Here is a 17,270-nt window from a genome sequence, read left to right as displayed (position 1 = left end):
GGATGACGAGAATGACGAGCGACAACAGTCTGCGTCTGGTCTGGGTCTACCCGGACCTGCTCAGCACCTATGGCGACCAGGGCAACGCTCTCGTCGTGGAGCGCCGGGCCCGCCAGCGCGGCCTGGACGTGATGCGTATCGACGTACGCAGCGACCAGCCGATCCCGACCTCGGGTGACATCTACCTCATCGGTGGCGGCGAGGACCGGCCGCAGCGGCTGGCGGCCGAGCGGCTGCGCCGTGACGGGGGGCTCAGCCGGGCCGCCTCCAACGGCGCGATCATCTTCTCGGTCTGCGCCGGCTACCAGATCCTGGGCCATGAGTTCATCAACGACCTCGGCGAGCGCGAGCCGGGTCTCGGCCTGATCGACGTGGTCTCCACGCGTGGCGAGGGCGACCGGTGCGTCGGTGACGTACTGGCGGACATCGACCCGCGGCTCGGCCTGCCCCAGCTGACGGGCTTCGAGAACCACCAGGGCATCACCCACCTCGGCCCCACGGCCCGCCCGTTCGCCCGGACCGTGCTCGGCCGGGGCAACGGCACGGGTGACGGCACCGAGGGCGCGTACAACGAGACGGTCTTCGGTACCTACATGCACGGCCCGGTCATGGCCCGCAACCCGCAGATCGCGGACCTGCTGCTGAAGCTGGCCCTCGATGTGAACGCACTGCCGCCGACGGACGACCGGTGGTACGACGCGCTGCGCGCCGAGCGCATCGCGTCCGCGACACAGCCCGCCTGACGGGCAGCTCGCTCAGCTGAGCGGGCCCGGTCGACCGGCCGTCCAGCAGTCGGACGCCTGGTTCGGACCCCCCACCCTGCGCCGGTAGGGTGGCGGGATCCAACCGGACGACGTGGTCCGGGAGTCGGCCCACGTTGCAAAGGTATTTCGGGCTATGCGCATTGGTGTGCTCACCTCCGGCGGCGACTGCCCCGGTCTGAACGCCGTCATCCGTTCCGTCGTGCACCGTGCCGTCGTCGATCACGGCGACGAGGTCATCGGCTTCCACGACGGCTGGAAGGGCCTCCTGGAAGCCGACTACCGCAAGCTCGACCTTGATGCGGTAGGCGGCATCCTGGCCCGCGGCGGCACGATTCTCGGCTCCTCCCGGGTCCAGCCCGCGCATCTGCGCGACGGTGTGGAACGCGCCAGGGGGCATGTCGCCGATCTCGGCCTCGACGCGATCATCCCGATCGGCGGCGAGGGCACTCTCAAGGCTGCCAACCTCCTCTCCGAGGGCGGGCTGCCCATCGTCGGCGTACCCAAGACCATCGACAACGACATCGCGTCGACCGATGTGACCTTCGGTTTCGACACTGCCGTGGGCGTGGCGACCGAGGCGCTGGACCGGCTGAAGACCACCGCCGAGTCGCACCAGCGTGTGCTGATCGTCGAGGTCATGGGCCGCCACACCGGCTGGATCGCGCTGCACTCCGGCATGGCGGCCGGCGCGCACGCCATCGTCGTCCCGGAGCGTCCCTTCGACATCGGCGAGCTGAGCGAGCGGGTCGGGGAGCGTTTCTCGGCGGGCAAGAAGTTCGCGATCGTCGTGGTCGCGGAGGGTGCCAAGCCGCGCGAGGGCTCGATGGAGTTCAACGAGGGCGGCAAGGACATCTACGGGCACGAGCGCTTCGCCGGCGTGGCCCAGCAGCTCGCCGTCGAGCTGGAGCAGCGGCTCGGCAAGGAGGCCCGGGCGGTCATCCTGGGGCATGTGCAGCGGGGCGGTACCCCGACCGCGTACGACCGCGTGCTCGCGACCCGCTTCGGCTGGCATGCGGTGGAGGCGGCGCACCGCGGTGAGTTCGGCATGATGACGGCGCTGCGCGGCACGGACATCACCATGGTGCCGCTGGCCCAGGCCGTGGAGACGCTGAAGACCGTCCCGGCCGAGCGGTACGCCGAGGCGGAGTGCGTGCTCTGAACCCGGCGCTCTGAATCCAGCGCTCTCAACCCAGCGCTCTCAACCCAGCGCTCTCAACCCAGTGCGTGCGCAGAATCTTGTGCATATCTGATCGAACTGCCCCCGGTCGCAGCTGCGGCCGGGGGCAGTTCTACTCTGGTCCGGACAAGCGGACAACCCAGTACGAAACAGGAGCCGGCGGATGGATCACAGCGGCGGGCACGGCATGACGATGGATCTGCCGCCGTTCACGCTGGGGCGGGGCCTCGAAATCTCGCCGGACCCCTTCTTTCTGATCGGCTGCCTGCTGGGGCTCGGTCTGTACGGCTGGGGTGTGGTGCGCCTGCGCAGGCGCGGCGACAGCTGGCCGGTCAGCCGGACCGTCTTCTTCACCGTCGGCGTGCTGAGCGTCGCCCTGGTGATGTGCACCAAGCTGAACGACTACGGCATGGTCATGTTCAGCGTGCACATGGTCCAGCACATGGTGATCAGCATGCTCTCCCCGATCCTCCTGCTGCTGGGCGCGCCGGTGACGCTGGCGCTGCGCGCGCTGCCGGTCGCCTCGCGGCGTGGCAGCAAGGGTCCGCGTGAGCTGCTCCTGGCCCTGCTGCACAGCCACTACATGCGGATCGTCACGCACCCCGTCTTCACCATCCCGCTCTTCATCGCGAGCCTGTACGCGCTCTACTTCACCCCCCTCTTCGACTTCCTGATGGAGTCCAGGACGGGGCATGTGTCGATGATGGTGCACTTCCTCGCCGTGGGCCTGGTCTTCTTCTGGCCGATCATGGGCGTGGACCCGGGACCGCACCGGCCCGGCTATGTGATGCGGATGCTGGAGCTCTTCGCGGGCATGCCGTTCCACGCCTTCTTCGGTATCGCGCTGATGATGGCGACCGAGCCGATGATCAAGGCGTACGAGAATCCGCCGGCCTCGCTCGGCATCGACGCGCTCACCGACCAGAACGCGGCGGGCGGCATCGCCTGGGCGTTCAGTGAGATCCCGTCCGTGCTGGTCCTGATCGCGCTGGTCTTCCAGTGGTACCGCTCCGAGCAGCGGCAGGCCAAGCGGCTGGACCGGGCCGCGGACCGGGACGGGGACAAGGAGCTCGAGGCGTACAACGCGTATCTCGCCTCGCTCCAGGCGCGCGGACGGTAGCCCGGGTGGTAGCCGGGCAGTAGCGCGATGCCCTCCTCACGCGCGACCATGAGCGGGACGGCCGCGGTCGTCGGAGGAGGGCGCGCATGTCCGGTTCCACGAAGGCGATGGGAGTGCTCACCGTCGGGACCCTGGTGGTCGTGACGGCCTACACGGCGGCACTCGGAAGCAATGGCTGGCTCTGGTTCGGCTGGGTGGTGCTCGGGCTGGTGACGATCGGGGTGGTCGCTTCGCGGGCCGGCTGATCCGCATCCGATCGACGACCCCTACCGATCCGACGAGTCCGGGGTCGTTCCGACGGGTCAGAAGCGGAAGATCGTTCCGGTTGCGGCGTGGAGTTCGCACTCGTTGCCGTAGGTGTTGTGCCAGGTGGTGGGGCGGCCGTGCCAGGTTCCGACGGCTGTGACCCTGACCGGGGCGTACTTCTTGGTGCACGGACGCGGGTCGGCGGCCAGCGCGTTCAGATCGCCGCGCGCCACCTCCAGCGCCCAGCAGGCAGCCACGGCGTTCGGGTGGGTTCCGGTCGGCTGGAGTTCGCACTGCAGCGAGGCCCAGCGCAGCCAGGGGCTCTCGCCTCCGGTCACGGTGAGGAACAGGCCCTGGGGAGGTGCCTCGACGACGGCCTGTGCCGGCCCCGCGGCAGCGGCGAAGGCGATCATGACGGCTGCGGCGACGGTGGTGCTGCGGTACATCCGATACTCCTGTGGCTCGGGCCCGGGCACACGGCCGGGCCGGTTCAGCCCAGGGCACCGCTCGCTGTCGGCGCCGGGCAAGCGGCCACGCCCGCCGGGTAACACGTACGGGTGCGAGGACTGGGCCGTACGGCCCATGGGCCTCGGCCGTCACGGGCGGCGAGCCACGGGGCACCGGGCACCCTGCGTACACCGACCAGGGGCACTCACCTCCCGTCCGCCGCCCGGACAGACGGCCCGTCGGCCTCGTCACCGCGACCGGGCCGTTCTCCCTGGGCCTCATCGTGGTGGCTCCGCTGATCCTCGTGGTCCGGTGGGGCAGACGGCGACGGGCCGCGCACCCGAGGGTGCGCGGCCCGTCCACACATGGAGGGGAGGCCGAGGCCTACCGGCCCTGCGGCTTCCTGATCCGCTCGCCGGCCTTCTCGGCCGTCTCCTGGGTCTTGCCCATCATCTGCTCGCCACGGCCCTCCGCCTGCAGGCGCTTGTCGTCGGTCATGCTCCCGGCGGCTTCCTTCATCTTGCCCTTGACCTGCTTCGCCTTTGCCTTGGCCTTGCTCACGACGGTGTTCCTTTCGATGGGGTGGCTGAACTAGCCACAACCACCTTGCGCCCATCACTCCATGACCGCAATCGGGCACTTTGCGTGACATTGTCCGGCGGGCTGCCGGACCAGCCGGTGAACCCGTGCTGTTAGGCGGGCCGGGGCCGGGGAACCCGCTCCACGTACGCGTATCCACATCCCGCCCCCTCACGGAAGAAGGCTCACATGGCCGTTGCCAAGACGAGCGTGCTCATCCTGGACTGCGCGGATCCCGTGGCGCTCGCGCAGTTCTACGCGACCCTGCTCGGTGCCCGCACCCAGGTGGGAGACGACCCCGACTTCGTCGAGATCATCGGCCACAGCGGGGTGCACCTGGCTGTGCACCGGGATCACGGGTACGCGCCGGCCAGCTGGCCCCGGCCGGACGACTCCCAGCAGGCGCACCTGCGGATTCTCGTCTCCCACGACGACATGGACGAGGCCGAACGCGAGGCGGTCAGCCTCGGCGCACGTCCGCTGGACACCAAGGACAACGGCGGGCTGCACGATGTGCGCCGCTACTCCGACCCCGCCGGTCACCCCTTCGCGCTGGCCGCGTCGGTCCCGCCCCAGGGGGCGCCCCGGCCCCCGGAGCCCGGGGGTCGGGTGAGCCCGGCCTGAGACCGAAGGCACGCTACGGGCCTCAGCCGGGGGCTTCGTCCGGAACCGGTTGCTCCGGGTGCACGCCCCCGCCGCGGGGCGTGCCACGGCCGGCACCCGACTCGTCCATCTCGGGCAGGTCCTGGTCTGCATCAGCCCTCTCCTGGCCCGAAGGGCCGGGGCCGGGCACGTCCAGCGGATCCTCGCCGTCCTGCGCCTGCTGGTCGGGCAGATCCCTCGGCACCGGCTCCGTCCCTTCGGGGCCTTCCGGCTGTCGGTCGGTCACTTGTCCTCCTCCTCGGCCGAAGCCGCGTCGCGGCAGAGGCAGAACGGATGGCCCGCGGGGTCGGCGTAGACCCGGAAGCCCCGCCGGCCGTCGTCGTCATCGAGGTCGAGCGGGGTGGCGCCCAGAGCGAGCACCCCCGCCTGCGCGGTCTCGATGTCCGGGACATCGAAGTCCAGATGCATCTGCTGGGAGTTGTCGTCGGCCCGCGGCCAGTCCGGGGGCCGGAATCCGGGCGCACGCTGGAAGGCGATACGGGCCCCACCGGGTACGTACAGGTCGTACCAGACCTCGCTGTCCTTCTTGACCTCCCCGCCGAGCACCGCGGCATAGAAGCCGGCGAGCACCTGCGGGTCGGGGCAGTCCAGGACGACGAGACAGTACTTCGCGATGGCCATGCGGCCTCCTTGCCCGGGGCTGTGCCCCGCTCAGAGTTCACGCAGGGCGGGAAGAAGCTTCTTCTCCGCCCAGTCGGGGAAGGGCAACTGATGGTCCCCGCCCACCTGGATGACGGGCGATCTCGGTGAAACCGGCCTCCACGCAGGGGCGTACGGCGTCCACGAACTCTCCGACGTCGTCGCCGCACGGGATGGACCGGGCGATGTCCTTGGGGCGTACGTACTCGGTGGCCCCGGCGAACCCGGCCCGCCCCGGCAGGTCGACGTTGACACGCCACTCGCCGAGCGCCCAGCGGAACTGGTCGTGTGCGCGCGTGATCGCCGCGTCCCGGTCGAGCGCACCGTCGTCCCCACGCTGTCGTAACAGACGGGCAGCCGGCCGATCCGGGGCTTGCCCCCTGCCGCCGTACCGGTCGAAGGCTTCCAGGAGCTCGCACTCGGGCTCGGTGGCGATGACAAGGTCCGCGAGTCGGCCGGCGAGCTCGCAGGAAGGTCTCCCGAAACGGCGACGCCGATCGACGGGACCTCGTCGGGCAGGTCCCACAAGGTGGCGTTCTCGACGTCGAAGTGCGCACCGTGATGGTTCACGTTTCCGCCGGCGAAGAGGGCGCGGATGATCTCCACGGCCTCTGCCGGCATGGCCGGCCGGACGTGGGCGGCAGGCCGGCCTCCGCCGACCACATGCTCGTCGAGGTTCTCCCCGGAGCCGAGGCCGAGGCGGAAGCGCCCTTCGGACAAGAGCTGCATGGTCGCGGCCTTCTGGGCGACGACAGCGGGGTGGTAACGGGTCGTCGGGCAGGTCACGTACGTCATGAGCGGGATACGCGTGGTGGCCTGGGCCGCCGCCCCGAGGACACTCCAGGCGTACGGGGAATGCCCCTGGGACTCCAACCGGGGAAGGTAGTGGTCGGCGATGACGGAAAAGTCGAATCCGGACCGCTCCGCGCAGACCACATGCTCGACGAGTTCCCTCGGGCCGGCCTGCTCGGTGATCATCGTGTATCCGCGCGCCATATTGATCCCCTCACCGGCTCTCAGCCACCTGAAACATCGGCCACCGGAAGGCGGGCGATGCCACCGGGCCCCGCGGGCGACCGCGGCTCAGCGTGCGGGGGGCCGCCGCCGACCGGACCGCCGACGGCGCAGGCCACGGCGCTCCGACGCCTTCAGCCCGCCCCACACCCCGGTGCCCTGTCCGGTGCGCAGCGCCCACTCGAGGCACTGGTCCGTCACCGGGCAGCGGCGGCACACTTCCTTCGCCCGATCGGCCTGCTCGTCGGCCCGGCCGGTTTCGCTGACGGGGAAGAACAGTTCGGGCGGTTCGCCCGCGCACGCTGCCTCCTGCAGCCATTCCATCGGGTCGTGACCGACGTCGTCGGTGTCGTGCAGGGCCAGGGGCGTGCCGGAGCTGCCACCGGGTTCCATCGGAACTCCTCCTCGGTCGTCGGAAATTCGTTCCGGCCTCAGGTACCCGTCCGGCAGGCGCCCAATCTGCCCGCTCTCCAGAGCTGTCGGCCCTACAGGCTCATATCGCCGGGGCACTGGGCGTGCCGCCGGCTGCCTCTTTCTTACGGACGGCGGAGGGGCGATCTCTTCGAGAGACGTGCGTTCGGCGGCTGCGTCGAAGGACACGGCCACCACCAGTGACACACCTGCGCGGGACATGCACGGTCCACATGAGCGCGTGCGGGGGGCCGCAGACGGCCAAAACAGGTGCCTACGAGGGCCGTTCGCCGTCGCCGAGCCCGATCGAATCGACCGTTCCGATCGCCGCGCCCATGTTGCGCTGCATCATCCGCAGCGCCGCGTCCGCCAGGTCGGCGTGGATATGAGCGACGGCGTCCTCGGGGACGGTCACCCTCAAGTGACGGATGTGCGCGTCGAGGGCGGAGTAGAGCACGCACTGCTCGGTCACCTGCCCGCACAGGATCACGTGGTCGATGCCGAGCTGCCCGAGCAGGTACGACAGCGGCGTCTCGAAGAAGATCGAGTGCCGCGCCTTGATCACGAAGAGCGATGCCTCATCGGGCCGGACCGGTTCGACCAGGCCGGCGTGCGGACCCGCGAGGGCGGTCTCGAGGAGCTCCCCGTGATGAGACCGCCACTCGCCGAAGTTGTCGTTCACGTAGATCACGGGGATGCCCTCGGCCCGAGCCCGTTCCAGCAGCCGGACGATGGCGGGCAACACCTTGGAGACGGAGGGAAGAAGCAGGTCGGCATCGGCATGCCCATACGCATTGATCATGTCGATGACGATGAGTGCACTCTTCCCCATACCGTCCAGAGTCGCACCGCGCGGCGGACTCCGCCGCGGAGCGGGCGGCGGGTCACGCCCGGGCGGGGGCCGCCTCCAGCGGCCTGAACTCGCGCACCGGCGACATCGGGGCCGTCACGTCCCGGAAGACGCTCTGGACGGCCTTCACCCGTCGGCTGAACCAGATCACCTTGCCCGTGGCGGTGCCACACGTCCCCCAGCTGTCACTGAGGGCCGCGACCGTCGCCAGCCCGCCCTTCGACGGGGAGGACGTGGTGACCCGTGGCATGCGGCGGTCCCCGTCGGCCACGGAAGCAATCACATGCCTTCCGGTCCATCGCAGCTCCACGACACACGACTTGTCGCCGCTCGCATGCTCCATGACATTGGCGACGAGCTCGTCGACGGCGCGGCAGACCGGCGTGATGTGGGGCTCGAGGCCCCAGTGACGCAGATGCGCCGCGAGAATGCGTCGGATCTGGGGAATCCGCTCGGCGGATGCCTGGACTTCCATGCTGTAGCGGCAGGCGGCCGGAACGTACATGACCGTTACTCCTTACCGCGACATGCTCACCCGTTCGACTGATGGCCCCGAGTGCGAAGAGTGACCTCATGTCGCTTTTGGGTTACCAATCAGACTGACCCGGGGAGCCCCGGACCGCAACACGCGGACGCATGCCCCACCCACGCCCCGGCCGTCCGGGGGATATCGGGGGGGCGCTGGATCAGGAATCCTCCAGGTCGGCGAGCAGACTGCTGTCGAGGTGCGAGAGCAGATCGGCGGGGTCACGGTAGACGGCCGCCGCTCCCGCCTCTTCGAGGTCGGCATGCGGAATTCCGCCCGACAGCAGAGCGACGGCGCGGACTCCTGCCCTTGCCGCCGCTTCCATGTCCCAGACCGTGTCGCCGATGAACACCGCTTCCCCCGGGGGGACTTCCGCCAGTTCCAGCGCCCGGTGGACCGGATCGGGGGCCGGCTTGCCCTTGGCCACATCGTCCGCGCTCGCCGTTCCCACGATCGCGTCGTCGTCGGCGTCGATCGCTCGGCGCAGCGCGGTGAGTTCGCGTCCCCCCGCGGAGGTAGCCAGGACGTTTCGCCAGCCGCGGGCGGCCAGTGTGTGCAGGAGATCGCGCGCCCCGTCCAGCGGCGGCAGACGATCGGAGTACGTGCCGTACAGCGCCTTGTGAACCGCGCTGATCCACTCGTCCTGCTCGCGGTCCCGCTCCTCCCCGAGCAGATGCGCGATGAGATCGTCGGAACCGAGGCCGATCGCCCGGTGGATGGCGTGCGTCGACACCCTGTGCCCCGACTGACGGAATGCCTCCCACCATGTCGTCACGTGCAGATGGTTGCTGTCGACCAGAGTGCCGTCCACGTCGAACAGGGCCGCACGTGGCATCAGTGTCCCGCTCTCCGTCCTGTCGCCCGCCGTTGTGCGATCCACGGCTTCGGCAGTGACTCGATCACGCCCGCCGCATGTGCCGGGCCGGCACATGCACGTCTTCCTCTCTATCCCGCCGATCGCCCTGCTGCCACTCCCGGGCCCCCGGACGGGGAGCCGGGGGCCGTGCGGGCAGTGGCGGGCGTCGGCCGGGTGACAGCCGCGGTCAGCCCTGCTTCCGCTTGCGGGCCGAGCGGCGGAGCCCCAGCAGCACCGCGGTGGCGAGGGCCACGGCTCCCCCGGCGAGCACCACGGGCCGCGGACGACGCCGAATTCCGACGGGGGCGTGCTCCTGCACCAGATGCACGGCCTTGCCGGCCTTCTGCTGGACCTGTTCCCTGACCCCTGCGACCGTCACCGGGCTCCGGCCGGTCCGGCCCTTCACGTCCGCCTTGGACGCGAGCTGCTCCACGGCGTCCCCCAGGCGGTCCCGCGCCTGTACGACGCGTACCCGGGCTTCCTCGGCGACCTTGCTCCCGGACTTCGTCATCGCTGTGCCCTTTCCTCGATCTCCTGAATGGCCGGTCGTGCGGTACCCGACAGGTCGAGTCACCCGGATACGGCCGCCCAAACCCCGGCACTGTCGGTCACGGAGCGCGTTTCGCGCAGCGGGGCGGCGGGTATGGAGCGCGTTCGCGCGGCGGGTTCCGAGTCAGGAGGGCATGATGTTGATGCCTGACACACGTGGTTCACGCCCTGCGGGGCGCGCCGGAGAGCCGCTCGGCGTCCGGGGTCTCCCCCGGCCGAGCGTGAACCTCGGCAGTCCAGGCGTATTCTGCCCGTGAGCCCTATTTCCACCGGGACGTTGATAGTGATGCACGAGGAATCGACACCGGCCGCTTCCCGGGGCGTGACGTCGAGTCGCGACGTCTTCGGCGCGCCCTGCTGGATCAGCCTCATGACGCGCGATCTGCCGGGTGCGCAAGCCTTCTACCGAGCGGTCCTCGGCTGGCGTTTCCGGCCGGCCGCCCTCGGGAACCAGTTCAGTGTCGCCGTGCGCGAAGGCACGCCGGTCGCCGGTATCGGCGCACTCGATGCGGCCTTGCAGGCACCCATCGCCTGGACGCCCTACTTCGCTGTCGCCGACGCGGACGAGACCGCGGCGCGAATCCGGGAGCGGAGCGCCACCGTCGCGGTCGGGCCGATCACCTTCCCGGTAGGCCGCGGCGCCCTGGCGGCGGACCGGGACGGTGCCGTCTTCGGCATCTGGGAGGGCGAGCTCATCTCCGACTGGCTGACCTGGCGCAAGGAAGCACCTGCCTGGCTGCGCCTGCGGACCCGGGACGCGCTCGATGCCGCGATCTTCTACGGCCAGGTGCTCGACTGGGCATGTGACCGTCCGGGCTGCTGCGAGGTCATCTACGAGAAGGAAGAAGTCGTACTGCGCCAGGAGGGGCACGTCCTGGCGCGCCTGAGCTCCGGCGCGGTCGAAACCGCACCGGACCCCATGATCCAGCCCCGGTGGCACGTCCTCTTCCCCGTCGCCGATGTGGCGGGCACCGTCGAGGCCGCACGCCGCCACGGCGGCTACGTCCTCGGGCAGCGCTACACAGCCGACGGCGAAGAGGCGACGCTGCGCGATCCCGACGGCGCCCTGTTCACCGTCACCGGGCGTTCCGCCCCCCGGTGATCCCTCGACTCGCGTCGACTCGCGCGTGCCGGGACGGCACCCGTGGTGATCACGTCCCGGCACGCGCGAAGAGTGACCCGGTCAGGCTGCCGGGACGTTACGGCGGGGCCGGCGCTCTCGCCGGACACTCCAGTGGCGCATCGCCGGGCGTTCGACGCCGATGTGCAGCAGCCACGCGAGCAGCAGCGTCACAGCAAGACAGCCGGCGATGACGAGGAGTGCCGTCGGCGTGCTCCAGGAGTTCTCCACGCCCAGCCACTTCCTCACCGTCAGCAGCACGACGAGGTGAACCATGTAGAAGGCGAAGGAGATCTCTCCCAGCCAGACCATGGTGCGGCTGCGGAGCAGCTTGGATCGTCCCTCGATGTCCGACATGGCGCCCGCGCCGACCACCAGCACCACCGGCACGATCGTGACGGCGGTCTGCGCGAAGACCTGGGGCAGTTGCAGCGCGAGGGCGTAGGCGAGCACGAGCAGCAGGGCGGCCGGGGCGAGCCGGATGTTCGGCCAGCGCCCCAGGATGACCAGCCGGGCCGCGATGATGCCCAGGACGAACTCCGGCAGCCGCAGCGGCGGGAGCGTGTAGCTGAACCAGAACTGGTACTCCATGGAGACGTACAGGTGCGCTATCACGGCGACGGCGAACGTGATGGCGACCATGCCCGCCGCCCACCCCCACAGCCGCCGCGCCGGAATGCGTTCCAGCAGCGGCAGAAGCAGCGGGAAGAGGAGGTAGAACAGCGCCTCGACGGAGATGGACCAGCTCGGGGAGTTGGCGGCGAAGATGATGCTCGCGTCGGGAATCCAGGACTGGATCAGAACGACGCCCGGCAGGTCGTTGCCCGCGGCGAACGCACCGCCGGTGAGCAGCAGCAGACCGGCGGCGTACGTCACCACATGCAGCGGATAGATCTTGAAGAACCTGCGCCGCCAGAACCCGGTGAGGGTGTCCGTCGGCCGTGCCGACCAGGTCAGGACGAAGCCGCTGAGCGCGAAGAAGAACGAGACGCCCGTGAATCCGGCTATGTGGAAGACGGAGTTGTACGCGTCGCGCACTCCGGCGTCCGCGAACTGATGCAGGATGTCCACCCCGTGCGGGGTGTGCACCGACAGCAGGGTCAGATGGAAGAGGAACACCGCCAGGGCCGCGATGAAGCGCATGCCCGTGAGGGCGGGAAGCGTCTGTCTCTTGGTGGTGCGCGGCGCTTCCCGCCCGGCGGCCGAGGTGGTGACCGTCATGGCTGTCTGCCCTGCAGCACCGCGGCGACGACGTCGTCGAAGGTGTCGGCGACCAGCAGGGCACCGGACGCGGTGAGGTCCTCGGCCGTGCAGACGCCGTAGGAGACACCGATCGCCGCCATGCCCGCGGCCCCGGCCATCTCGATGTCGCCGATCGCGTCGCCGATGACCACGCAGGCGCCGGCCGGCACGGCCAGCTCCTGCGCGACGTACAGAGCCATGTCGGGCGCGGGCTTGCCGCGGCTGACCGAGTCGTGGCCGGCGACGACCTTGAACCGCTGGTCGATGCCGGTGGCGCGCACGGTCCTGACCGCCGCCTCGTAGGTCTTCGAGGTGGCAATGGCCAGTGTGTGGCCCGCCTCGCTCAGCTTGGCCAGGCCGTCGGCGACGCCCTGGTAGAGCATGCGTTCGCGCTGCTCCTCCAGGTACTCGCCGAAGCCGCGCCGGTACTCGGTCATGGCCCGCGCCACTTCGGCGTGGTCGGCGGGCAGGTCGAGCAGCTGGGCGAAGTTGCGGTCCAGCGGCTTGCCGACGGTGGCGCGCACAGCGGCCCGGTCGGGCTCGCGTCCCATGTCGGCCAGGACCTTCAGGGTGATGGAGACGATGGCGCCGGGGGTGTCGGCGAGCGTGCCGTCCAGATCGAAGATCACGCCCTCGTAGGGCCCGGTGTGGTTCGTCGGCATGTCAGGCCTCCGCTCGGGTGGCGCTGAAGGCGACCGCGAACTCGCCCGCGACGCGGGCGGTGGACAGCAGGACGGCGCGGGTCGCGGCGGCGCTGCGGCCCGCGGTGACCTCGGTGAGGGCGCGCATCAGGAAGGGGCTGATGGCGTTGCCCCGCACCCCTGCCTCGTCGGCCTCGTCCAGCGCGGCCTGGATGGCCCGCTCGATCTCGTCACCGTCGAGGGCGTCCTGCTCGTCGATGGGGGCGGTCAGCAGGACCGTACGGTCACCGTTGACCTCCCAGTGCAGCTGGGTGGCACGGGCCGCCACCCGCAGGTCGTCCACGCGGTTGACGCGGACGTCGGACTCACGGACGTAGAAGGCCGGGAGGCGGTCGGTGCCGTAGCCGAGGACCGGCACACCGGCGGTCTCCAAGTACTCGGCGGTCAGGCCCAGGTCGAGGATGGACTTGGCGCCGGCGCATACGACGGCGATCTTGGTGCGGGTGAACTGCAGCAGGTCGGCGGAGACGTCGAAGGTTTCCTGGGCGCGCCGGTGGACACCGCCGATTCCGGCCGTCGAGAAGACCGGGATCCCGGCGCGGGCGGCGGGCACGACGGTGCCGGCGACCGTCGTGGCGCCGAGGCCGCCGCCGGCCAGTACGGGGCCGAGGTCGCGGGCACTGACCTTCGGGATGCCCTTGGTGCTCGCGAACCGGTCGACCAGGTCGGCGTCCATGCCGACGACGAACCGGCCATCGGCGATACCGATCGTCGCGGGCACCGCGCCGGCGTCGCGCACCGCCTTCTCGATCTCGAGGCCGAGTTCGGTGTTGGCCGGATAGGCGGGCCCATTGACGATGAGCGAGGACTCCAGGGCCACCACGGGGCGCTGTTCGTCGAGGGCGGTGCGTACCTCTTCGCTGATCACGAGGAGCGGGTCCATGGACAGGGCTGCCTTTCGGTGGACGTCGGTACGGGCACACCCTGCCCGCAGGCCTCACCTGCCCGCATCACGTCTTTCCGGGATTCCGGCGGATATCGCGAGGTCACGTGATGTCGCCCTCGGGCGGCCGGTCCAGGGTGAGCACGCAGCCCGCCCCGATGACTGGAGGACCTCCCGATGACCATCAACAACCACGTGAGCCGCCGCGGCGCCGTGGCCCTGTTCGCCGGCGCAGCGGCTTCGGTCGGTTTCACGGGGGCGGCCGCCGGGGCCGCGCCCGCGGTCTCGTCCCGTCGTGCGCCGGCCGACCTGCGCTTCGAGATCACTCATCGGTTCCGGCCGGTGCATCTGATACCGCCGCGCCTTGTGCAGTACGACACCGACCGGCCCGGCGGCGGCGGTGCGTTGGCGCGGGTGGGGGCCGGGGGCACGGTGCGCACCGAGGAGGGCCCGGTGGCTCCGTGGGCCTCCGTCGTCCTCGATGTGCGCGAGCTGTCCGCAAACGGATCGGTGACGGCAGGACTGAGCGGCGCCGACGGCGACGGGGTCCGGGTCCGCTACGACGCGGCGGCGGGCGTGGTGTCGGTGGAACTGGTGAAATCCGGGGCGGTCAGAACGGTCAACTCCGCGCCCGTACGGCTCACAGCGCCGTTCCGGTTCGCGTTCGTCGTGACGGCCAATGCCGTCGGGGCGTTCAGCGAAGGGGGCGGCTACGACACCGGCGGCGCCCACAGCTGGCAGCCGCTCGTCACCGACCGCGCCGGACTTGCCGACCTGGTCGACCTGCACCGGCCGGCCCAGCTCGGCCGGCTGCGCTACGCGTTCGGTGGCCGCGGTGCGGTGCTCGGCAGGGCGCAGGCGGGCCCGTTCGGGCAGTTCGGGCTGCGCGACATCTCGCTGGTGCGCAACGCCGACGGCACGCCGTATGTGCACGAGGGCCGGCTTCACTTCACCGCGACGTCGTCCGGCGTCGGCTACGCGCATCAGGCGCACACGGGCGTCTGGCGGATGGACCCGGATCACCCCGAGCGCATGGAACAGGTGGGGTCGCACTTCTTCTCGTACGAGGGGCTGCTGGTCGGCAACCACGGCGGGCAGCTGGTGCGGGACGCCGAGCGCAACAGATTCATCGCGCTGGCGTGCGGCGGCAACCTGCCCACTCCGGGAGTGACGGTGCGTCACGGCACGGGCGGGGACGAGCTGTTGAGCGGCGTACGGCTGATCAGGGCGAAGCGGCTCGAGCTGCCGTTCGCGGAGGCCGCGTGGGACCCGGCGCTGCGTCTCATCGACGGCCGCTGGCACTACGCGTACGCGAATGTGACCGACTTCCAGCCGTCGCTGCGGTTCCGTCCGGTGCTCGCCGCCGCGGCGCCCGGAGGCGACTACGACGAGGGGATCCGGATCCGGCACCAGGACACCCACTGGCCGAACAACAACGAGGGCTGCCGGCTGCAGCGGTTCGGCGACCGCTGGTATCTGCTCACCAGCGACGCGGAGTCCCGGCAGTATCTGGTCCGCGACATGAACATGCGGCCGCACAGGGCGCTCAACGCCCCGTACCCGCTGGGAACGCCGTTCCCCGAGGTCTTCCCGCTGTCCGGACCGGGCGGGCGGGAGAACTGGCTGATGGTGACCTCCGACGAGCGGGGTTACGAGGAGGGCTCGACGCATCCGCTGCTGGGATACGGCGTGCACGGCGATGTCATCGTGATGCGGGCCTCCTGAGCCCGGGCGCATCGAAGGCCGGAACGCGCCAAGGCCGTGCGGCCCGCTGTGAGCGGATCGCACGGCCTTGGCATGCGCACGTCATTCGTCCGACGCCTCGTGCTGCAGCGCGTGCCGGACGAGCTGCACCCGGCTCCGGACGGAGAGTTTGGCGTAGACGTGCCGCAGATGGGTGTCCACGGTGTGCGGCGAGAGCACGAGCTGCTCCGCCACCGCCCGGTTGCTCAGTCCAGTGACCACCAGGCGCGCCACGCGCAGCTCCGCACGGGTGAGACTGTGCCAGCCGGAGGTGGGCCGTTGACGGCCCACTGGGGGATTCGTGAGTGACATGTCGGCGGTTCCGCCCCTTTCCTGCAAACCCGTTGGTGCCTCGCCGATACTCACGCAGCGTGGATTTGCCGGTCAAAGGCGGTTGGCCGACCTCGTCAGGTGGCCGAAAGTGTGTCAGGTCGTCGCGGCCGCCGGACTTTCGAGCCCTTCGACCGGGGCGTCGGACGCCGCCGGTGGGGGGCTGTTGCGGGTCAGCATCAGCGAGAGCACGGCAATGAGGGAGCAGCCCGCCATACCGATGAAGAGGGGTACGGCGGTGTCCTTGCCGCCCAGGCCGACGAGCGGCGCGAGCACGGCTCCCAGGACGCTCTGCAGGGTGCCGAGAACGGCGGAGCCGGTGCCGGCCGCGTGCGGGACCCGCTGGATGGCGAGCGCGGTGGCGGTGCCGAAGACCTGGCCGAGTCCGAGGAAGCCGATACCGATGAGGCTGAGTGCCAGGACGCGGTTGAGCTGTCCGGCCAAAGTGATCAGCAGCGCGGCCGTATTGGCGACCAGCATCGTGGTCAGGCCGATGCGCAGCAGCAGTCCGGGGGCGTAGCGGCCGACCAGCTTGGCGTTGGCGGTGCTGGAGACGGTCGCGGTCAGGGCGCCGACGGAGAAGGCGATGGACGCCTGGCCGACGCTGAAGTCGAGGACGTTCTGCAGCAGGAACGGGGATCCGGCGATGTAGCAGAAGAGTGCGCCGCAGCCGAAGCCGAAGGCGAGGGTGTAGCCGACGTAGGCGCGGTCGGTGAGGACGGAGCGGGCCGCCTCCAGGGTGGCTGCCGCGCCGCCCGCGTGCCGTCGCTCCTTGGGGAGGCTTTCGGGCACGAAGAACAGGGCGGCCAGGAACATCAGGAGCGAGGCGGCGGCCAGGACCCAGAACACTCCGCGCCAGCCGCCCGCGTCGTTGACCATGAAACCACCGGCGAGCGGGGCCACGATGGGGGCGATGCCGCCGAGGGCCATCAGTATGCCGAAGAGCCTCGCGGCGACCACACCGCTCGCCACGTCGGAGATGACCGCGCGTCCCACGACGACGCCCGCCGCGCCGCTGAAGCCCATGACGAACCGCAGGACGATCAGGACGGTGAGGTTGGGCGCCACCGCGCACAGCGCCGTGGCCAGGGTGCACACCGCGGCGCCGGCGAGGATCGGCATACGGCGTCCGAACCGGTCGGACAGCGGCCCGAGCACCAGCTGGCCCGCGGCCATGCCGAACAGGAAGGAGGTGAGGGTGAGCTGGACGCCGGAGGCGTCGGTACCGAATTCCTCGGCCATCCGGGGGAAGGCCGGCAGATACATGTCCGTGGCAAGAGGGATCACGAACGACAGCAGAGCGAGAGTCGCGGTGAGTACCGCGGCCGGTGACTGCGGTGCGCTCTGCCCCGGCCCGGTTGACCGAGTGGACATCAGGTGCTCCTGAGAGTGGGGAAGGGATGCAATTTG

22 protein-coding genes are annotated in these 17,270 nt (G+C 70.4%); 7 read left to right on the top strand and 15 right to left on the bottom strand.

Going from position 1 to position 17,270, the window contains the following annotated elements:
• The first annotated feature begins 11 nt into the window (after positions 1-11).
• The 4 genes from OG883_RS35120 to OG883_RS35105 all read left to right on the top strand — a co-directional run bounded on the left by OG883_RS35120 (position 12) and on the right by OG883_RS35105 (position 3,306).
• A complete protein-coding gene (locus OG883_RS35120; protein ID WP_266550318.1) occupies positions 12-743 on the top strand; it encodes a type 1 glutamine amidotransferase in 732 nt (243 codons plus the stop codon).
• Positions 744-897: 154 nt separating this feature from the next.
• Positions 898-1,923 (top strand): 6-phosphofructokinase, encoded by a 1,026-nt coding sequence (locus tag OG883_RS35115; RefSeq protein WP_266550315.1) that lies wholly within the window; start codon positions 898-900, stop codon positions 1,921-1,923.
• Positions 1,924-2,104: 181 nt separating this feature from the next.
• Positions 2,105-3,061, top strand: coding sequence for a cytochrome c oxidase assembly protein (locus OG883_RS35110; RefSeq protein ID WP_266550313.1), 957 nt, complete (start codon positions 2,105-2,107; stop codon positions 3,059-3,061).
• 86 nt (positions 3,062-3,147) lie between these two features.
• Positions 3,148-3,306, top strand: a complete 159-nt coding sequence (locus OG883_RS35105) for a hypothetical protein (protein WP_266550310.1) — start codon at positions 3,148-3,150, stop codon at positions 3,304-3,306.
• Positions 3,307-3,363: 57 nt separating this feature from the next.
• Here OG883_RS35105 and OG883_RS35100 read toward each other — a convergent pair whose 3' ends face one another.
• Together OG883_RS35100 and OG883_RS35095 are read right to left on the bottom strand one after the other, a co-directional pair.
• Positions 3,364-3,753: an SSI family serine proteinase inhibitor gene (locus OG883_RS35100; protein WP_266550307.1), complete on the bottom strand. Its 390-nt coding sequence runs from the start codon at positions 3,751-3,753 to the stop codon at positions 3,364-3,366.
• A 385-nt stretch (positions 3,754-4,138) separates the two neighbouring features.
• Entirely contained in the window at positions 4,139-4,315 is a 177-nt protein-coding gene (locus tag OG883_RS35095; RefSeq protein WP_266550304.1) for a CsbD family protein, read from the bottom strand.
• A 207-nt stretch (positions 4,316-4,522) separates the two neighbouring features.
• On the opposite strand from OG883_RS35095, the gene OG883_RS35090 reads away from it, so the two are divergent.
• On the top strand, positions 4,523-4,957 hold the full coding sequence (locus OG883_RS35090) for a VOC family protein (RefSeq protein WP_266550301.1): 435 nt from the start codon (positions 4,523-4,525) through the stop codon (positions 4,955-4,957).
• A 22-nt stretch (positions 4,958-4,979) separates the two neighbouring features.
• Here the strand turns inward: OG883_RS35090 and OG883_RS35085 are convergent, their stop codons facing one another.
• From OG883_RS35085 to OG883_RS35050, 8 genes are all read right to left on the bottom strand, one after another.
• Positions 4,980-5,222, bottom strand: coding sequence for a hypothetical protein (locus tag OG883_RS35085; protein WP_266550298.1), 243 nt, complete (start codon positions 5,220-5,222; stop codon positions 4,980-4,982).
• Complete coding sequence (locus tag OG883_RS35080) at positions 5,219-5,617, bottom strand: VOC family protein (protein WP_266550296.1); 399 nt, start codon at positions 5,615-5,617, stop codon at positions 5,219-5,221. Before OG883_RS35080 ends, OG883_RS35085 begins: the two co-directional genes overlap by 4 nt.
• 30 nt (positions 5,618-5,647) lie before the next feature.
• The gene (locus OG883_RS35075; RefSeq protein WP_266550293.1) at positions 5,648-6,631 is read right to left on the bottom strand and encodes a TIGR03557 family F420-dependent LLM class oxidoreductase; all 984 of its coding nucleotides are present in this window, start codon (positions 6,629-6,631) and stop codon (positions 5,648-5,650) included.
• An 87-nt stretch (positions 6,632-6,718) separates the two neighbouring features.
• Complete coding sequence (locus OG883_RS35070) at positions 6,719-6,973, bottom strand: WhiB family transcriptional regulator (protein ID WP_266553093.1); 255 nt, start codon at positions 6,971-6,973, stop codon at positions 6,719-6,721.
• A gap of 361 nt (positions 6,974-7,334) precedes the next feature.
• Positions 7,335-7,892 carry a cysteine hydrolase family protein gene (locus OG883_RS35065; RefSeq protein ID WP_266550290.1) on the bottom strand — a complete coding sequence of 186 codons (558 nt, stop codon included), beginning with the start codon at positions 7,890-7,892 and terminating at the stop codon, positions 7,335-7,337.
• A gap of 52 nt (positions 7,893-7,944) precedes the next feature.
• The gene (locus OG883_RS35060; RefSeq protein ID WP_266550288.1) at positions 7,945-8,415 is read right to left on the bottom strand and encodes an ATP-binding protein; all 471 of its coding nucleotides are present in this window, start codon (positions 8,413-8,415) and stop codon (positions 7,945-7,947) included.
• Positions 8,416-8,596: 181 nt separating this feature from the next.
• On the bottom strand, positions 8,597-9,271 hold the full coding sequence (locus OG883_RS35055; RefSeq protein ID WP_266550286.1) for an HAD family hydrolase: 675 nt from the start codon (positions 9,269-9,271) through the stop codon (positions 8,597-8,599).
• Between the two features lie 208 nt (positions 9,272-9,479).
• The gene (locus OG883_RS35050) at positions 9,480-9,803 is read right to left on the bottom strand and encodes a hypothetical protein (RefSeq protein WP_266550283.1); all 324 of its coding nucleotides are present in this window, start codon (positions 9,801-9,803) and stop codon (positions 9,480-9,482) included.
• A 324-nt stretch (positions 9,804-10,127) separates the two neighbouring features.
• On the opposite strand from OG883_RS35050, the gene OG883_RS35045 reads away from it, so the two are divergent.
• Positions 10,128-10,943: a VOC family protein gene (locus tag OG883_RS35045; RefSeq protein WP_266550280.1), complete on the top strand. Its 816-nt coding sequence runs from the start codon at positions 10,128-10,130 to the stop codon at positions 10,941-10,943.
• A gap of 81 nt (positions 10,944-11,024) precedes the next feature.
• Here OG883_RS35045 and OG883_RS35040 read toward each other — a convergent pair whose 3' ends face one another.
• From OG883_RS35040 to OG883_RS35030, 3 genes are read right to left on the bottom strand one after another with little or no spacing between them, the layout of a single operon-like run.
• Complete coding sequence (locus OG883_RS35040; RefSeq protein WP_266550278.1) at positions 11,025-12,182, bottom strand: acyltransferase; 1,158 nt, start codon at positions 12,180-12,182, stop codon at positions 11,025-11,027.
• Positions 12,179-12,865, bottom strand: a complete 687-nt coding sequence (locus tag OG883_RS35035) for an HAD family hydrolase (RefSeq protein WP_266550276.1) — start codon at positions 12,863-12,865, stop codon at positions 12,179-12,181. Before OG883_RS35035 ends, OG883_RS35040 begins: the two co-directional genes overlap by 4 nt.
• 1 nt (position 12,866) lies before the next feature.
• A complete protein-coding gene (locus OG883_RS35030; protein ID WP_266550275.1) occupies positions 12,867-13,787 on the bottom strand; it encodes a pseudouridine-5'-phosphate glycosidase in 921 nt (306 codons plus the stop codon).
• A gap of 177 nt (positions 13,788-13,964) precedes the next feature.
• On the opposite strand from OG883_RS35030, the gene OG883_RS35025 reads away from it, so the two are divergent.
• On the top strand, positions 13,965-15,512 hold the full coding sequence (locus tag OG883_RS35025; protein WP_266550273.1) for a hypothetical protein: 1,548 nt from the start codon (positions 13,965-13,967) through the stop codon (positions 15,510-15,512).
• A gap of 81 nt (positions 15,513-15,593) precedes the next feature.
• Here OG883_RS35025 and OG883_RS35020 read toward each other — a convergent pair whose 3' ends face one another.
• Positions 15,594-15,842: a response regulator transcription factor gene (locus tag OG883_RS35020; RefSeq protein WP_266550271.1), complete on the bottom strand. Its 249-nt coding sequence runs from the start codon at positions 15,840-15,842 to the stop codon at positions 15,594-15,596.
• Positions 15,843-15,956: 114 nt separating this feature from the next.
• On the bottom strand, positions 15,957-17,234 hold the full coding sequence (locus tag OG883_RS35015; RefSeq protein ID WP_266550269.1) for a multidrug effflux MFS transporter: 1,278 nt from the start codon (positions 17,232-17,234) through the stop codon (positions 15,957-15,959).
• Between the last annotated feature and the right edge of the window lie 36 nt (positions 17,235-17,270).

Source organism: Streptomyces sp. NBC_01142 (assembly GCF_026341125.1).
Classification (GTDB): Bacteria; Actinomycetota; Actinomycetes; order Streptomycetales; family Streptomycetaceae; genus Streptomyces.
The sequence above is the reverse complement of the archived record's forward strand: the minus strand, read 5'-3'. Positions and strand labels throughout refer to the sequence as shown.

Excerpts from the sequence above, each read along its gene's own strand:
- OG883_RS35050 (WP_266550283.1), bottom strand. The coding sequence starts at position 9,803 with ATGACGAAGTCCGGGAGCAAGGTCGCCGAGGAAGCCCGGGTACGCGTC.
- OG883_RS35070 (WP_266553093.1), bottom strand. The coding sequence starts at position 6,973 with ATGGAATGGCTGCAGGAGGCAGCGTGCGCGGGCGAACCGCCCGAACTG.
- OG883_RS35090 (WP_266550301.1), top strand. The coding sequence starts at position 4,523 with ATGGCCGTTGCCAAGACGAGCGTGCTCATCCTGGACTGCGCGGATCCC.
- OG883_RS35035 (WP_266550276.1), bottom strand. The coding sequence starts at position 12,865 with ATGCCGACGAACCACACCGGGCCCTACGAGGGCGTGATCTTCGATCTG.
- OG883_RS35015 (WP_266550269.1), bottom strand. The coding sequence starts at position 17,234 with ATGTCCACTCGGTCAACCGGGCCGGGGCAGAGCGCACCGCAGTCACCG.
- OG883_RS35065 (WP_266550290.1), bottom strand. The coding sequence starts at position 7,892 with ATGGGGAAGAGTGCACTCATCGTCATCGACATGATCAATGCGTATGGG.
- OG883_RS35120 (WP_266550318.1), top strand. The coding sequence starts at position 12 with ATGACGAGCGACAACAGTCTGCGTCTGGTCTGGGTCTACCCGGACCTG.
- OG883_RS35060 (WP_266550288.1), bottom strand. The coding sequence starts at position 8,415 with ATGTACGTTCCGGCCGCCTGCCGCTACAGCATGGAAGTCCAGGCATCC.
- OG883_RS35100 (WP_266550307.1), bottom strand. The coding sequence starts at position 3,753 with ATGTACCGCAGCACCACCGTCGCCGCAGCCGTCATGATCGCCTTCGCC.
- OG883_RS35105 (WP_266550310.1), top strand. The coding sequence starts at position 3,148 with ATGTCCGGTTCCACGAAGGCGATGGGAGTGCTCACCGTCGGGACCCTG.
- OG883_RS35045 (WP_266550280.1), top strand. The coding sequence starts at position 10,128 with ATGCACGAGGAATCGACACCGGCCGCTTCCCGGGGCGTGACGTCGAGT.
- OG883_RS35075 (WP_266550293.1), bottom strand. The coding sequence starts at position 6,631 with ATGGCGCGCGGATACACGATGATCACCGAGCAGGCCGGCCCGAGGGAA.
- OG883_RS35025 (WP_266550273.1), top strand. The coding sequence starts at position 13,965 with ATGACCATCAACAACCACGTGAGCCGCCGCGGCGCCGTGGCCCTGTTC.
- OG883_RS35020 (WP_266550271.1), bottom strand. The coding sequence starts at position 15,842 with ATGTCACTCACGAATCCCCCAGTGGGCCGTCAACGGCCCACCTCCGGC.
- OG883_RS35040 (WP_266550278.1), bottom strand. The coding sequence starts at position 12,182 with ATGACGGTCACCACCTCGGCCGCCGGGCGGGAAGCGCCGCGCACCACC.
- OG883_RS35110 (WP_266550313.1), top strand. The coding sequence starts at position 2,105 with ATGGATCACAGCGGCGGGCACGGCATGACGATGGATCTGCCGCCGTTC.
- OG883_RS35080 (WP_266550296.1), bottom strand. The coding sequence starts at position 5,617 with ATGGCCATCGCGAAGTACTGTCTCGTCGTCCTGGACTGCCCCGACCCG.
- OG883_RS35055 (WP_266550286.1), bottom strand. The coding sequence starts at position 9,271 with ATGCCACGTGCGGCCCTGTTCGACGTGGACGGCACTCTGGTCGACAGC.
- OG883_RS35030 (WP_266550275.1), bottom strand. The coding sequence starts at position 13,787 with ATGGACCCGCTCCTCGTGATCAGCGAAGAGGTACGCACCGCCCTCGAC.
- OG883_RS35115 (WP_266550315.1), top strand. The coding sequence starts at position 898 with ATGCGCATTGGTGTGCTCACCTCCGGCGGCGACTGCCCCGGTCTGAAC.